The 13,075-nt window shown below is 62.2% G+C and carries 15 protein-coding genes; 11 read left to right on the top strand and 4 right to left on the bottom strand.

From position 1 onward, the window contains the following. Positions 1 to 5 precede the first annotated feature (5 nt). The 3 genes from J2S73_RS06740 to J2S73_RS06750 all read right to left on the bottom strand — a co-directional run bounded on the left by J2S73_RS06740 (position 6) and on the right by J2S73_RS06750 (position 3,737). Positions 6 to 923, bottom strand: a complete 918-nt coding sequence (locus tag J2S73_RS06740) for a sugar ABC transporter substrate-binding protein (RefSeq protein WP_306884683.1) — start codon at positions 921 to 923, stop codon at positions 6 to 8. Positions 924 to 964: 41 nt separating this feature from the next. Beyond that, the gene (locus J2S73_RS06745) at positions 965 to 2,413 is read right to left on the bottom strand and encodes an FGGY family carbohydrate kinase (protein WP_306884684.1); all 1,449 of its coding nucleotides are present in this window, start codon (positions 2,411 to 2,413) and stop codon (positions 965 to 967) included. Between the two features lie 310 nt (positions 2,414 to 2,723). Next, positions 2,724 to 3,737 (bottom strand): AraC family transcriptional regulator, encoded by a 1,014-nt coding sequence (locus J2S73_RS06750; protein WP_306884685.1) that lies wholly within the window; start codon positions 3,735 to 3,737, stop codon positions 2,724 to 2,726. Between the two features lie 204 nt (positions 3,738 to 3,941). Here J2S73_RS06750 and trpB point away from each other — a divergent pair, with 204 nt between their 5' ends. From trpB to J2S73_RS06780, 6 genes are all read left to right on the top strand, one after another. Next, the gene (trpB, locus tag J2S73_RS06755; RefSeq protein ID WP_306884686.1) at positions 3,942 to 5,162 is read left to right on the top strand and encodes a tryptophan synthase subunit beta; all 1,221 of its coding nucleotides are present in this window, start codon (positions 3,942 to 3,944) and stop codon (positions 5,160 to 5,162) included. A 19-nt stretch (positions 5,163 to 5,181) separates the two neighbouring features. Beyond that, positions 5,182 to 6,009, top strand: coding sequence for a tryptophan synthase subunit alpha (gene trpA, locus J2S73_RS06760; RefSeq protein WP_306884687.1), 828 nt, complete (start codon positions 5,182 to 5,184; stop codon positions 6,007 to 6,009). An 86-nt stretch (positions 6,010 to 6,095) separates the two neighbouring features. Beyond that, the gene (locus J2S73_RS06765; protein ID WP_306884688.1) at positions 6,096 to 7,616 is read left to right on the top strand and encodes a cytochrome P450; all 1,521 of its coding nucleotides are present in this window, start codon (positions 6,096 to 6,098) and stop codon (positions 7,614 to 7,616) included. A 130-nt stretch (positions 7,617 to 7,746) separates the two neighbouring features. Continuing rightward, on the top strand, positions 7,747 to 8,736 hold the full coding sequence (locus tag J2S73_RS06770; protein WP_306884689.1) for an aminotransferase class IV: 990 nt from the start codon (positions 7,747 to 7,749) through the stop codon (positions 8,734 to 8,736). An 86-nt stretch (positions 8,737 to 8,822) separates the two neighbouring features. Beyond that, on the top strand, positions 8,823 to 9,413 hold the full coding sequence (locus tag J2S73_RS06775) for a GTP cyclohydrolase II (RefSeq protein WP_306884690.1): 591 nt from the start codon (positions 8,823 to 8,825) through the stop codon (positions 9,411 to 9,413). 127 nt (positions 9,414 to 9,540) lie between these two features. Next, entirely contained in the window at positions 9,541 to 10,146 is a 606-nt protein-coding gene (locus J2S73_RS06780; RefSeq protein ID WP_306884691.1) for a LysE family translocator, read from the top strand. Positions 10,147 to 10,481: 335 nt separating this feature from the next. Here J2S73_RS06780 and J2S73_RS06785 read toward each other — a convergent pair whose 3' ends face one another. Continuing rightward, positions 10,482 to 10,967, bottom strand: coding sequence for a hypothetical protein (locus J2S73_RS06785; RefSeq protein WP_306884692.1), 486 nt, complete (start codon positions 10,965 to 10,967; stop codon positions 10,482 to 10,484). A gap of 86 nt (positions 10,968 to 11,053) precedes the next feature. On the opposite strand from J2S73_RS06785, the gene J2S73_RS06790 reads away from it, so the two are divergent. From J2S73_RS06790 to J2S73_RS06810, 5 genes are all read left to right on the top strand, one after another. Continuing rightward, the gene (locus J2S73_RS06790) at positions 11,054 to 11,260 is read left to right on the top strand and encodes a hypothetical protein (RefSeq protein WP_306884693.1); all 207 of its coding nucleotides are present in this window, start codon (positions 11,054 to 11,056) and stop codon (positions 11,258 to 11,260) included. After that, positions 11,257 to 11,445, top strand: coding sequence for a hypothetical protein (locus J2S73_RS06795; RefSeq protein WP_306884694.1), 189 nt, complete (start codon positions 11,257 to 11,259; stop codon positions 11,443 to 11,445). The genes J2S73_RS06790 and J2S73_RS06795 overlap by 4 nt, the downstream gene beginning before the upstream one ends. A 123-nt stretch (positions 11,446 to 11,568) precedes the next feature. Continuing rightward, a complete protein-coding gene (locus tag J2S73_RS21635; protein ID WP_370874403.1) occupies positions 11,569 to 11,817 on the top strand; it encodes an antirestriction protein ArdA in 249 nt (82 codons plus the stop codon). A gap of 97 nt (positions 11,818 to 11,914) precedes the next feature. Then, the gene (locus J2S73_RS06805; protein ID WP_306884696.1) at positions 11,915 to 12,055 is read left to right on the top strand and encodes an integrase core domain-containing protein; all 141 of its coding nucleotides are present in this window, start codon (positions 11,915 to 11,917) and stop codon (positions 12,053 to 12,055) included. A gap of 280 nt (positions 12,056 to 12,335) precedes the next feature. Next, a complete protein-coding gene (locus J2S73_RS06810; protein ID WP_306884697.1) occupies positions 12,336 to 12,926 on the top strand; it encodes an NADPH-dependent FMN reductase in 591 nt (196 codons plus the stop codon). Positions 12,927 to 13,075 lie beyond the last annotated feature (149 nt).

Raw genomic sequence — 13,075 nt, forward strand, 5'->3', positions numbered from 1 at the left:
TTTGTCTAGTCGCAGGCCGCCTTGAGCGTTTCCCGATCGACGATATTGGCGTCGACGAAGATTTCCTCGGCCGACGGGGAGCCGTCATTCAGGACAGTGCCGACTTCCGCTGCGGCGGCGCTGGCGATTCCTGGGAAATCCTGCCGAACCGTAGCCCGCAGGTTGGTGCACTGCTCGATCAGGTCGATTGCCTGCGGGTTGCCGTCGATGCCTGCAATGATGATGTCGGCGTCGGGCAAGTCGCTCTGGAGTGCGAGGAGAGCGCCGATCGCGGGCTCGTCCCAGGCTGCCCAGACGCCGTCAATCTCGTCGCCATACCGGCGCAGGAAGGTCTCCATCGCCTGACGGGCATTGTCGATCGGGCCGGGAACCTGAACATAGTGTTCCGCGATCACCTCGATCTTCGGATTGGCCTCGAGGGCCTCGTCGAGCGCGAGTTCACGCTGACGAACGCCGGGATGGGCAGAGTGGAAGAACTTGACGATTTTTCCTTCGCCGCCGATCGCCTCGAACAGATACTCGGACAGGGTCGTGCCGAGCGCGAAATTGTCGGTCGTGATGTTGGCGGTCACCCCCTCGGCGAGGGCGCCGTCGAGAGCGAACACAGGGATACCCGCCGATGCGGCCGACCCGATCTGATCACCGATCTGATTGGGATTCACGCTGACGAGGACGATCGCATCGACCCCGGCATTGGTGACGTCCTCGACGCGGCTTGCAAGCTGCTGCAAGTCCCCGCGGGTATCGACCACATTGACTGACCAGCCCTTGGCTTCCGCATCCTCCTGGAACGTCTCCACCATTTCATTGGTCGCCACGGAACTCAGGTACGGCGTCAAAACGGAAATGTCCTGTGCCATAGGCGCAGGCGCAACCTGCATTCCGGCGAGCATGGATAAGGTCACCAGCAACATCCGTTTCATAACAGCCTCCAGTCCTTCAGGCGGTTTTCAGGGTATGGGCGTCAAACCAGATCTCTCGCGTGGTCACGCGCGAATTGGGAAGCGGCCAGATAGGTGGCGAACCGTCGGTCGCTGTGTGCATGACGCGACGGACGTGGCCGCACGATCGAATTCACGGGAGTGCTCTTTCCGCATAAGCCCAGTTTCGGCGCGATCATGCGAAAGATCCCCAGAGCCGTCGTTTCCTGGCTTGCATCCGGAAACGCGATTTCGCTTTGAAGAATGTCGGCCAGAATTTGCCTCTGCAGCGCCGATCGCGCCCCTCCTCCGATCACGGTGAGCGGTGCGGGCGGCAGGCCGGCCGCTTCCATGTTGTGGCGAATGGCGCAGGCGATGCCCTCCATCACGGACTGAGCCATGGCTCCTGCGGCGTGTGCGCGGTCGAGACCCAGAAAGGCTGCGCGAACGTACTGGTCCTCGAAGGGCCCTCGCTCGCCGCAGAGATAAGGCACGAACAGAGGCAGTGCCTTCTGGTCTCCGAGGGAGGACGCAGCCGCAAGGAGCTCTTCGACGCCGCTGCCGGTCAGTTCCGCCAGCCATTCCATCGCCGAGCCGGCCGTCAGGAAAGGCGACACGATGATGGCGCGCTGTGAATCGATAGGATCAGCCAGGGTGTAAACGCTTCGCGGCGCGGCCGCGTCGGACATCGGCAGTGTTGCGGCGACCCACCCGGTCGTGCCGACATACGCATATGCGCAGCCGGGCACATGGGCGGCTGCGCCCCAGGTGGCCGCCGCTGCATCGCCTGCTCCGTTGAAGACGGGAATGTCAGCGCGGATGCCGAGGTCGTGCGCGATCCCTTGCGGAAGATGGCCGAGGACAGCGTCGGCCGGGAGGATCTCCGGCAGTCTGGTTTCATCGATACCCGCAGTGTCGAGCAGCACCGGATCCCAGGTGCGGCTTGTCAGATCCATGAGCCCGGTGGTGGATGCCACGGTCGGATCGACGGCGGATCGGCCGGTCAGGCGGAATGTCACGGCATCTTTTGCGCCAAAGGCGAAACGGAGCGCCGGCGTTTGCCTGTGGATGAAGCGCTCGAGGCACATCAGCTTCAGGATCGTGTGTGCAGGATCGGGGCGATTTCCGACGCGCGACGCGTAGTCGTTGGGTAGCCGGTCTTCGAGCTCGGCTAGTTCCCCGTCGGCGAGGCGGCGGTCGGAATAGAGGATGGCCGGGGCAATGGGCCGAGCATCGTCAGCAAGTGCGATCAGGTTCTGCATCGATCCTGCAAAAGCAATCGCTTCGGCGTCGGCGCGTTCCGGAAGCCGGGCGACCGCCATGCAGAACGCATCCCACCAGTCGTCCGGGCACTGCGTGCGCATGCCGTTCTCGCCCACAGCTGTCGAGATCTGGGCGGACGACGAGGCAAGCATTGTGCCGTCTTCCGCGAACTGGACGGCCTTCAAGGCTGAGGATCCGATGTCGATCGCAAGTATGCTGCGGCTTGCCAACTATCCCTCTCCGCCTCTGGAAAGATCAATGGAAAGACGATGGGTGCGATTGCACGACCAAGGCGGGTTGCTGCGGCCATCGCACCTACGTAGTGCAGGGACATGTCTTGAAACTGTCAACGAACGGACATCGCCGGAGCGAACTTCGATTCCGGAACGTGACTACAGATTCCGGAATCGAGCTGAACGGTCCTGAATCAAAAACGAATTGGTATCGCGGCCCGGTAGGTCCGTGGTGTCGTCAGTAACGATTGCTGCTGGAGTTCAGGTGTTGTCCGCAGGTCCGGCGGGAGAAATCGACTGAGCAATCCTATCGACGAGGAGCGTCCACCCGATCGAAAATGACTCTCGAAGCGAACCGCGAAGGATTGCTGCCGCAATGGCTGCGGAAGATGGCGGCGAACCGGCCGGGGTGGGCATAGCCGACACGGGCAGCGATCGTGGAGATCGGCAGTTCGGTGGAGTCGAGAAGCTCCCGGGCGTGTTCCATGCGCCGCATCGTCAGGTAGTCATACGGCGACAGGCCGGTGAAACGCCGCATGCCGAGGGTGAGCGAGCGCTGGGAGACGTCCAGCCTTTCGCAGAGGGCGGCTATGCTGAGGCAGAGTGAGGCTGGATCGTCGAGGAGCTCTCGAAAGCGGTGGACGTATCTGGGCAGAGGGCCGGACGCGGCCAGGGTCGTTGGCTCCACGAGGGCGCACGGCACATCGGCAAAAAGCGTCTCGATGACCAAGCCTATAAGCGGGACCGGCGATAGCGGGGTGTCGGTGCCGGTTTCGATCTGCTCGGCGACAAGAAGGCCAAACAGCCGCTCCAGGCGGCGACCGACCGGAGTGTCTAGAGCGATCTCGGGTTTGAAGACCGGGGTCCGACGAACCGGGGCCCCGGTGTAACGCTGGTAGAGCTTTTCCACGAGGGTGCGGTCGAGCCGCAGCATGATCTGCGTCGTGTCACGTTGCCAGTTGGAGCGGACAAAGGGGCCGGGCGACAGAATGAGCCCGCGTCCGGGCGCTGAGGACACGCGGTCGCGCCCGTACGCCACGTCGACACCGCCGGAGAGGGGAAACTCCAGCATGTAGAACGTCTCGAAGACGCTGGCCTCGATCTCGATCTCAGGTCCGTAGCGCAACAGGTTCAGCGACGCCTCTGACCATTCGATCGCATGATGCCGAAAGTCGAGCGATGCCTCGCCCTGCGGCATTCTCAGCCTGTGCGGCCGGTATCGCGCGCCGATCGCTTGTTCTGCCTGTGCCACGTCGAGCGAATGCAGGCCGGGTATCCAGCCCAGCTGCTCGGACGCCTCGATAAGGTCTGGCACGGACATCGGAGCAGGATAACAGCGACGGAAACGCTGTCCACTCGGCTAGACCGGACTTTTGTGACAAGTGGCAGTCCGCAATTGCGCGCTTTGATTGAATTAGTTTTTTAATTTCAATTGGTTGCCGATCTTTTCCCTCAGGGCGAAAAAATTGACTTGTTCAGTCAGTGCGTGGGCCAATCGGGGCAGCATCACTGGAGGTCTGCCCGAATGACTGTGCCGATGAAGCCTAACACGTTCAGGTCCGGACCGGACTCGACCGGCCATTTCGGCATTTTCGGTGGCCGCTTCGTGGCAGAGACGCTGATGCCGCTGATCCTGGAGCTGGAGGAGGCCTACCGGGCCGCCAAGCACGATCCGGACTTTGCCGCCGAACTTGCCGGCCTGAACGCCACCTACACCGGCCGACCCTCGCCGCTCTACTTCGCCGAGCGGCTGACGGAGGAACTCGGCGGCGCCAAGGTCTACTTCAAGCGCGACGAGCTCAACCACACCGGCTCCCACAAGATCAACAACTGCCTCGGCCAGATCCTGCTCGCCCGCCGCATGGGCAAGACCCGCATCATCGCGGAGACCGGCGCGGGGTCTCACGGTGTGGCAACGGCCACCGTCTGCGCCCGGTTCGGCCTGCCCTGCGTGGTCTATATGGGCGCCACAGATGTTGAGCGGCAGAAGCCCAACGTGTTCCGCATGAAGCTGCTCGGTGCCGAGGTCATCCCGGTGACCTCCGGCGCCGGCACGCTCAAGGATGCCATGAACGAGGCGCTGCGCGACTGGGTCGCCAACGTCGACGACACCTATTACCTCATCGGCACCGCCGCGGGGCCGCACCCCTATCCGGAGCTGGTGCGCGACTTCCAGTCGGTGATCGGCACCGAGGCACGGACCCAGATCCTGGAAGCCGAAGGCCGGCTACCGGACCAGATCGTCGCCTGCGTCGGCGGTGGGTCGAACGCAATAGGATTGTTTCACCCATTCCTGGACGATCCGGAGGTGGCCATCACCGGCGTCGAGGCCGGCGGGGAGGGGCTCGACGGCGACCGCCACTGCGCCTCGATTGCCGCCGGCCGGCCGGGCGTCCTGCACGGCAACCGGACCTACCTGCTCCAGGACGACGACGGTCAGATCCTGGAAGGCCATTCGATCTCCGCAGGCCTCGACTATCCCGGCATCGGCCCGGAACACTCCTGGCTGAAGGAGAGCGGCCGCGTCTCTTACGTCCCGATCGGCGATCGGCAAGCGGTCGAGGCATTCCAATTACTTGCCCGCACGGAAGGAATACTTCCTGCGTTGGAGCCCGCACATGCGCTTGCGCATGTGGCGCTTACGGCGCCGACCATGCCCGGCGACGCCATCATTCTTATGAATCTCTGCGGCCGTGGCGACAAGGACGTCAACACGGTGGCGGCACACCTTGAGGCCGAGGCGTAAAATGGAACGCGAGCCAGCGATGTCCCGTCTTGACGCCCGCTTCGCCGCCCTCGAGACCGAAGGCCGCGCCGGCCTGGTCACCTTCGTGACCTCCGGCGATCCCGACCTTGCGACCTCCCAGGCCATTCTCGACGGACTGCCGGCCGCCGGCGCCGACGTGATCGAACTCGGCATGCCGTTCACCGATCCCATGGCCGACGGCCCGGCGATCCAGGCCGCCTCGCTGCGCGCGCTGAAGGCCGGCCAGACCGTCGTGAAGACCCTCGACATGGTCCGCGCCTTCCGGAAGAGCGACAGCGACACGCCGATCGTGCTGATGGGCTACTACAACCCGATCTACTCCTACGGCCGCGACCGGTTCCTGGCCGATGCGATCGAGGCCGGGGTGGACGGGCTGATCGTGGTCGACCTGCCGCCGGAGGAAGACGCCGAGCTGTGCCTGCCGGCCATGGACGCGGGTCTTTCATTCACTCGATTTGTCACCCCGACCACCGATGCGCGGCGCCTTTCGTCCGTGCTCGCGAACACATCCGGCTTCGTCTACTACGTCTCAATTGCCGGCGTGACTGGAACTGCGGCGCCCGATCCGTCTCAGGTTGCGGCCGGGATATCCCGGATCAAGTCTCATAAGGCGGTTCCGGTCGCCGTCGGCTTCGGCGTCAAAACCCCGGAGCAGGCACGTGAGCTCGCCTGTGTGTCTGACGCAGTGGTGGTCGGCTCGGCACTGGTAGGTGCGATCGCCCACACCCTCGACGATGCCGGCCGTGCCGGCCCCTCCACGATATCCAGTGTACTCGATCTTGCGCGCCACCTCGCCGAGGGTGTGCGCGCCCGGGAGGTCGCATAGGAAAGGCGCCCTGCGGTCCGGCCCTCTGGGGCCGCCACGCGCGATGACACAGCGGGATTTACGGTCGAAACCGAAGTCAAAACGACATGTCAGAAAAGGTCTGCTTCGCAAAATGTAGTTGTTTTATCTCGGAAAGAAGGGTCTGCGCCATGATTGTAATTTACGTTTTGCTTGCCCTGGCAGCTTTGGCCATAGCGGCTTTTGCAGTGAAAATGGCAAGAAGTATTCTGGCGCGACGCTACTACGAGAAGCAGGGTGTCTCGTTCGTGACGACCTATCCATTCATTGGCTCCGAGGTCGACGTCACAGATCTTATCGGCAGAAACAAGACCCGCGACTACCTCTATACGGAGGAGAAGAAATCCGATTTCGTCGGAAGTATCCGCGGGTTCGATATTCAGCTGTACGCAATCAATAAGGAAACGACGGAGAAGCTGATCAACCCGTCCAACTTCGGTGTCACGATCGACCGCGACACGCCTGCGCTCTACTCGTTCGGACAGCTGTCGCCAGCGGCTCTGACGTTCACGCCGATCCAGACGAAATTTTTCCACGAGCGCAAGGCGAACATCCTCAAGGGGTTCGACATTGAGCGGATGGACCGGGTCTCGCGGCGGCTCGCCGAAGAGTACTGCGACCGTATTTCCGGCGATGCAAACCTCGACATGAAGCAGGTGGTTGCCGACTGGACTCGCGAGGTGATGGGCGAGTTCGTCTGGGGACGCGCTGCGATGGACGCGGTCGTTCCCTACAAGGACGAGGCCGGCCGTGAATTTCGGGTTCCGTTCATGCGTGCGCTCAACGAGACCTTCACGCGCCTGCGGTTTTATTCGAACCGGTTCTGGAACCGCGTGTATTTCCCGATCGCGACATGGCCGGTCACGCGGGAGGCTCGGTATCTGCAGTTCAACATCAAGGCACTGCAGGATCACCTCGCGGTCTCGCTGACGGAGGAGCCTGCCCGCGACAGCGTCTCCTGGGACGTGATGAAGGGGAACGAGGAACTCGGCATTCCGATGCACGTGACCCGGGACGATCTTCTGACGGTCTCGATCGCTGGACTGGACACGGTGCAGTCAATGACGCTGGCCACGCTCTGGTACCTTCTGCTTCCGGAAAACAGTGGATGGAAGCAGGAAATCCGAACCGGCGCGGGCGAGGACAGGGAAGAGGTCGTCGAGGCGTGCATCAACGAGGCCATCCGCATCGATCCGCCCGGCTCCGTCATCAACAACAAGGTGATCAAGGACTTTGATTTGCAGGGCCCCGGGGGCACCTATCACCTCAGGAAGGGAACGCGGATCATGCCGAACATTCATGCCCTTCACGCGGTGTACGGCGCCGAGTACCGGCCTGAGCGGTTCCTGGAGACCCGCAGCAAGAAGGACCTCTACGTGATGCCCTTCGGCAAGGGCAAGCGCAGCTGTCCCGGCCGCACCATCGGCATGCTGATGGCAAAGAACCTTGTCGGCGAATTCATCGCCCGCAATCCGGATACGGTCATCCTTAACATCGAAGATGAGCATATCCGCTTCAACAACCTTTCCCGCTCCAAACTCATGCTCGATCTCAGCCATTCCGAAGAAAAGGTGCATGAGGTGGCCTGAACGGGCCCCCGCGCGAACCGGCAGAAGCCCGGTTCGCGCCTGACCTGCGATCCGGCTGCCAATGGCACAAGCCGTCCGCCGGGTGCCCAGCCTGTATTCGGACCAGCATCGCGACCGAGGAGTGGAGCCTATGAAACGGACAATCTGGCTGCCCCACGTTGCCGTCTCCCCGTTCTATGAAGGCGAGGAGGGTTATCGACCGCCCCAGCTTTCCGGAAACGAGATCAACAGCGCGGTACAGCTCAGCGCCGACGCCATTCAGTTCGGCTTCTGCGTCTACGAGGGAATGCGGGCATACATGGACGGCGCGCAGTATCTGGTCTTCCGGGCCCGCGACCACCACGCGCGTCTGGCGAGGTCATGCGAGGCGCTGGGGCTGCCGTGTCCGGAGTTCGCGCTGTTCATCGATGCGATCAAGCTCGCGATCCTGGAAAACCGCGATCCCGAACAAAAGTGTCTGTATCTCAGGCCTATCGTGTTCTCCGCGTCCGGCGGAATCATGCCCGAGCAGGGCGGGACCTATGTGTTCGCCGTCTTCTGCACGGAAATGGGCGTCTCCAACAGGGACATTCGCGTGCTTGTCGAGACGGAGAGCCCGCGCACCGTTCCGGCATTTTCCGAGGTGAAGACGGCCACGAACTACACGAGCTCGGCGTTGATCAATCAGAAGGCGCTGAATGACGGCTTCGACACGGTTCTGTGGCTGGATCCGGACGGGTTCGTCAGGGAATGTACCACGATGAACGTATTCATGCACTTCGACGGGCGAGTGATCACGCCGGGCACCAACGGAATTCTGTCGGGCATCACCCGCAAGACAATGATCGGTCTGCTGGCGAAGGAAGGCGAACAGGTCATCGAGACCGATGTGCATATCGATGACGTCGTGAATGGCCTGGAGACCGGGGCGCTTTCCTACATGTTCACCACCTCGACGGCCCTCGGGATCAACAAGGTGACGGCGGTTCGCCACGGTGGGACCGAGTATCGGATCGAGGGAAACGGCCCTGCCGGCCTGGGGGCTGCCATCGGAGAGCACCGGAACGTGACCAGGCAGTTTGCCGCCGGACTAGCCGGGCACTCGGAGATCCGAGAGCGCTCCTATGTCGGGGCGATCTAGCGCCTGCATCGCCGGATGGCCTCCGTGACACCGCACCTCGATCGCGGCTCGGATTCGCACAGGTTTCGAAGTAAGGAGATTGAGCGATGATCGTTTTGCTCGCTGAAGGCGACATGCTGACCAAGTACGGCAAGTTCACCGAGTATCTCTTCTATGACGGCATGTCGGAATCGATCGCCCTTGTCATGGGAGACGTCGCTTATGCCGATGACGTCCCGGTGCGGGTACATTCCCATTGCGTGCCCTCGCACATCTTCAACAGCATCGAATGCGACTGCCGTGAGCAGATGTGCATGGCCCAGCAGAAGATCGAGGAAGAAGGGTGTGGCGTCATCGTCTGGCTCGATCAGGAAGCCAAGGGCAACGGCCATATGGCCGGCGTCCTGAGCGCGCGTCTCAAGGCGGAGGGTGTGCCGCAGACGGAGGCCTACGCCCAACTCGGCTACGAGCGGGACAGTCGCTCCTTTGCCCGGGCGGCCGAGATCCTCGAATTTCTGAAGGTCGCCTCGGTGAGGCTGATGACGAACAATCCGGAAAAGCAACGCACCCTGACCGATCTTGGCGTGACGGTGTCGGGAACACAGGAACTGTTCGTGGCGGCGGATAATCCGGAGTTGTTGAAGACCTACATGGACAAGATCCAGAACCAGAAACACACGATCAAGGTCTCGTCGTGAACCGGTGTCGGTGCCTTTGCCCGGTGTCGGTAGATCGGACCCATCCGGGTCCGCGGGGCCGCCAATGAGACCTGGCACCCGGCAGGACGGATGATCGATGCGTGCGATCCGAGATCGCTGACAGCGGATGAACTCGACCGGTTTGGAGGCTCTCGCGCCATTTGTGGCAGTGGCCTACACGATGTGGGCGACGCCCGGTCCCAACAATCTGATGCTCGCCTATTCCGGCGCGCGCTTCGGGGTGCGCCGGACGTTGCCGCACATACTCGGGGTTCTCACCGGAACGGTTCTTCTCAACTCCGCGGGTATTGTCGTTCTGGCGCCGATCATCGAGCGATGGCCGGCCGCCCTTCTGATGGTGAAGGTCGTTGGCACCGTCTGGCTGCTTCGGATCGGGGTGCGGATGGCGCGTTCCACCATTGCCGATGGGCCGAGAGATGAAGAACAGCCGATGAGTTTCGCTTCGGCCGCTCTTTTTCAGTTCGCGAATCCGAAGGCGATCACTGCGGCTTCGGCGCTGGCATCCCTGGTTCTGGCGGCAGCGTCAGAAGACCGCTGGCTGTTGCCGGCGGCTCTCCTTCTCATCCCGGCTCTGTGCATTCTGGCGAATGGGCCTTGGGCCGTCGCGGGTCATGCGATCCGTCGATCACTGACGGTACCCTGGCGGTGGCGCCTCTTCACCTGGGGCACGGGCGGTCTGACGGCTGGCTGCGCGATATTCCTATGGATCTGAGAGACCGTTCGCCTCTGGCCGTCCTCACCGACTATGTCGAGTAGCGTGGGAGCGGTGAATGTACCTTCATTGTGATAGAGGGACCCCGTCTGGTGAGACAGTTGTCGGCTTGGGTAAGGAGAATCGGCACGTTTCTATGCCGCCAGTTGTTCCGTCATGTCTGCCGCAACCTAGACCTCGTCGGGCGTGCTGTCGTCAAAGGGCGAATGCAGACGTCGCCGGTTATGGTGGTTGATCCCACAGGCTGATGGCGCTGTGGGCCTAACTTACCGTCTCGAACGCGCTTGGGAAAACGCACTCGTATATGAAGCTGATCCTTGCGCGCCTAGGGCCATTCAGACCTTGTCTGGCCTCATTGCCGGCGTCTGTCCGGCCAGCAGTCCTGCATCATCGTTATCGGTGAACCAAAGCCCGCAACCGACAGTCCGCTTTCGGCCAAGACCCGCCGTAGAACGTTCCAGTCGCAATTGCGAACGGCGAGGAGAACTGAGCTCGATCTTCATCGAGTGGACAACCAACCGACCATCATCGGCCTGGCCTTCCGGCGACTTGGAGGCGGTCGATCCGGCCTCGATGAGGGCATGGATGTTGGTGGTCGGGCCGCCGCGCGAGCGGCTGCGATTCCTGATCTTCGGGCCCGGTAGAGCGCTTCCCTTCTCCACCCAGAGTTCCTGCCGCGCTTCGTCGCGTGCGAGGTCTCGCCCCTTGTCTTCCCTTCCCGCCGATGCCGTCCCCCGCTGGCCGGAAACGTCGCCAGACTGGGCCGAGCCGTGCCGCAGGCAATGGATCTTCCGCCGCAAGCGGTCTCCCGAGAAGACCATTGCCCGCGTCCCGTGACGCTCGCCCTGAAGCGTTGGCGACCGGCCGCACGGGGTGGCCGGTTCGACCAAACGAAGGGAATAGACCCATGGCGAGAACCAACGCACCCAAAGGTCCCACTCACGAAGTCTTCCACGTGGTGGGGGAGAAGGAGAATGCCCGCTGGACCAAGATCGGGGTCGGCTGGCAGCACAGCGACACCGACGGGCTCAACCTCGTCATCAACTATTCGCCGCTGATCGCGGGCCGCACCGTGGTGCGCAAGATCAAGGCGCAGAAGGAGGCCGCGGCATGAGCCCGGTCCTCCCCAGCGAAGGGGCGAAGTCGGTGTACTTCGCCCAGCCTTACTCCCTCGCCGCCGTCGGCTTCTATTTCAGCGACCTGGCGGAGTATGAGGCCAAGGTGTCCCGATGCCGCGACGACCACGGCATGCCGGTTGAGGAGTTCGAGCTTCAGTACATCGACGGAGACCATGCGTAGCTGTTCAATGCGCTGGGCATCTCACAGGCCAGTCTCGCCGCGTGGTTCGATCTGGTCGAGGACTTCGGCGCCGATGAAGATCGCTACCTGATCGCCTGTCATCTGGCCGCAGACGGCTGCACGATCGACGAGCTTGCCGACCGGTGGGACGACTACAGCGTCTATCGGGGAACAGCAGCCGACTACGCCGAGGAGATCGTGAGTGAATGCTACGAGATCCCCGGCAACCTCGAAGCTTATATCGACTATGAGCGGCTCGGGCGCGACATGGTGCTCGGTGGGGATATCGTCGAGCTGGAGCATGACCTCATCCTCATTGGAGGGGGAGCGCACTTACGCGTCTTGCCCGGAATGCAAATCCGCATTTTGTGACGGTGCTGAAATATTTCGATGACAGTCAACAAAGTCGAAGGAGTAAAAATTTGGCTCTGATCGACGGTATCCTCAGTTTTTTGCATAACAACTGTTGATGTCCCAGATCTCCACCGGCAAGTTCCGCGAAGAGTACATGAGACTGGATTGGCTTCGCTGGCGGGCCGAGGCCAAGGTGACTATCGAAGGCTGGCGTTCGCGCGACAACGAGGTGCGCCCTCACTCCAGCCTCGGCTAGCTAACAACAATTGACTTCGCGGTGAAGAACAGTCCCACGCACCGCAGTGGCCACGATGGGTGGACCGCTGCGGTGCGTGGCCCCTCCGCAGCCAGCCCTTTCGTCCAGCCGCCCGGCATGGGACTCTGCGAAGTAGGCGCAGGGGGCAGCGTTCTCACGCCAAGCGTGGTCCGAAGAATCCAGGTAACTCAGATCTGCAGGTATTCATTCGGGGTTGACGACAAGTCACTGGGGCCGGATGCGATTCTGCCCTATCATTCGGCGCAAAAGGAGATGCATCATGGCCGACCGCATCCTCGTCCTGTACGGCTCGTACCGGTCCGACCGGCAGGGAATTCGCCTGGCGCGGTATCTTGTCGATGCGTTCACCGAGGTCGGCGCCGATGCCGAACTGATCGATGCCAAAGTGCTCGATCTGCCGATTCTTGACCGGATGTATAAGGAATACGCCGCCGGCAAGGCGCCTTCCGCGCTAGAAGAACTGGCCGGCAAGATCCGCACCGCCGACGCCTTCGTCTTCGTCACCGGTGAATACAATTGGGGTGTTCAGCCGGGGCTGAAGAACCTGACAGACCATTTCCTCGAGGAATGGTTCTGGCGGCCTGCGGCGATCGCCAGCTATTCGGCCGGTCGCATTGCCGGCGCACGCGCAGCGCTCGCCTGGCACGGTACGCTATCGGAAATGGGGATGGTCGTCGTTTCGAGCACGCTCGCCGTCGGCGGTATCGGTCAGGCCCTCGACGCCGACGCGCGGCCGATCGGCGACGGGGGAGCCGCTCTGGCACAGGCCTTTCCGCGCTTCGCCGCCGATCTCGCGTGGTGGGCTGAAGCGGCCCGGGCGCAGCGCCAGACAAAGGGTACACCGTACTGAACCGGCTCAGCCGCAATTGGCTCGCGATGGCCTGATTTTCCGACGAGATCAAAAACCAGCGAACAGAGAAAATCATCGAATGTGAATTAGAGCCCTTTTGCGCGCCGATCGACACCAGCGCGGACAAGTGAAATCTTGAGTGTGGACCC

The sequence above is a fragment of the Amorphus orientalis genome, from assembly GCF_030814015.1.
GTDB classification, from domain to species: Bacteria; Pseudomonadota; Alphaproteobacteria; order Rhizobiales; family Amorphaceae; genus Amorphus; species Amorphus orientalis.

Coding starts and splice junctions, on each gene's coding strand:
- J2S73_RS06740 (WP_306884683.1), bottom strand. CDS start 923: ATGAAACGGATGTTGCTGGTGACCTTATCCATGCTCGCCGGAATGCAG.
- J2S73_RS06750 (WP_306884685.1), bottom strand. CDS start 3,737: ATGTCCGTGCCAGACCTTATCGAGGCGTCCGAGCAGCTGGGCTGGATA.
- trpB (WP_306884686.1), top strand. CDS start 3,942: ATGACTGTGCCGATGAAGCCTAACACGTTCAGGTCCGGACCGGACTCG.
- trpA (WP_306884687.1), top strand. CDS start 5,182: ATGTCCCGTCTTGACGCCCGCTTCGCCGCCCTCGAGACCGAAGGCCGC.
- J2S73_RS06765 (WP_306884688.1), top strand. CDS start 6,096: ATGTCAGAAAAGGTCTGCTTCGCAAAATGTAGTTGTTTTATCTCGGAA.
- J2S73_RS06770 (WP_306884689.1), top strand. CDS start 7,747: ATGAAACGGACAATCTGGCTGCCCCACGTTGCCGTCTCCCCGTTCTAT.
- J2S73_RS06775 (WP_306884690.1), top strand. CDS start 8,823: ATGATCGTTTTGCTCGCTGAAGGCGACATGCTGACCAAGTACGGCAAG.
- J2S73_RS06780 (WP_306884691.1), top strand. CDS start 9,541: ATGAACTCGACCGGTTTGGAGGCTCTCGCGCCATTTGTGGCAGTGGCC.
- J2S73_RS06785 (WP_306884692.1), bottom strand. CDS start 10,967: ATGGTCTTCTCGGGAGACCGCTTGCGGCGGAAGATCCATTGCCTGCGG.
- J2S73_RS06790 (WP_306884693.1), top strand. CDS start 11,054: ATGGCGAGAACCAACGCACCCAAAGGTCCCACTCACGAAGTCTTCCAC.
- J2S73_RS06795 (WP_306884694.1), top strand. CDS start 11,257: ATGAGCCCGGTCCTCCCCAGCGAAGGGGCGAAGTCGGTGTACTTCGCC.
- J2S73_RS06805 (WP_306884696.1), top strand. CDS start 11,915: ATGTCCCAGATCTCCACCGGCAAGTTCCGCGAAGAGTACATGAGACTG.
- J2S73_RS06810 (WP_306884697.1), top strand. CDS start 12,336: ATGGCCGACCGCATCCTCGTCCTGTACGGCTCGTACCGGTCCGACCGG.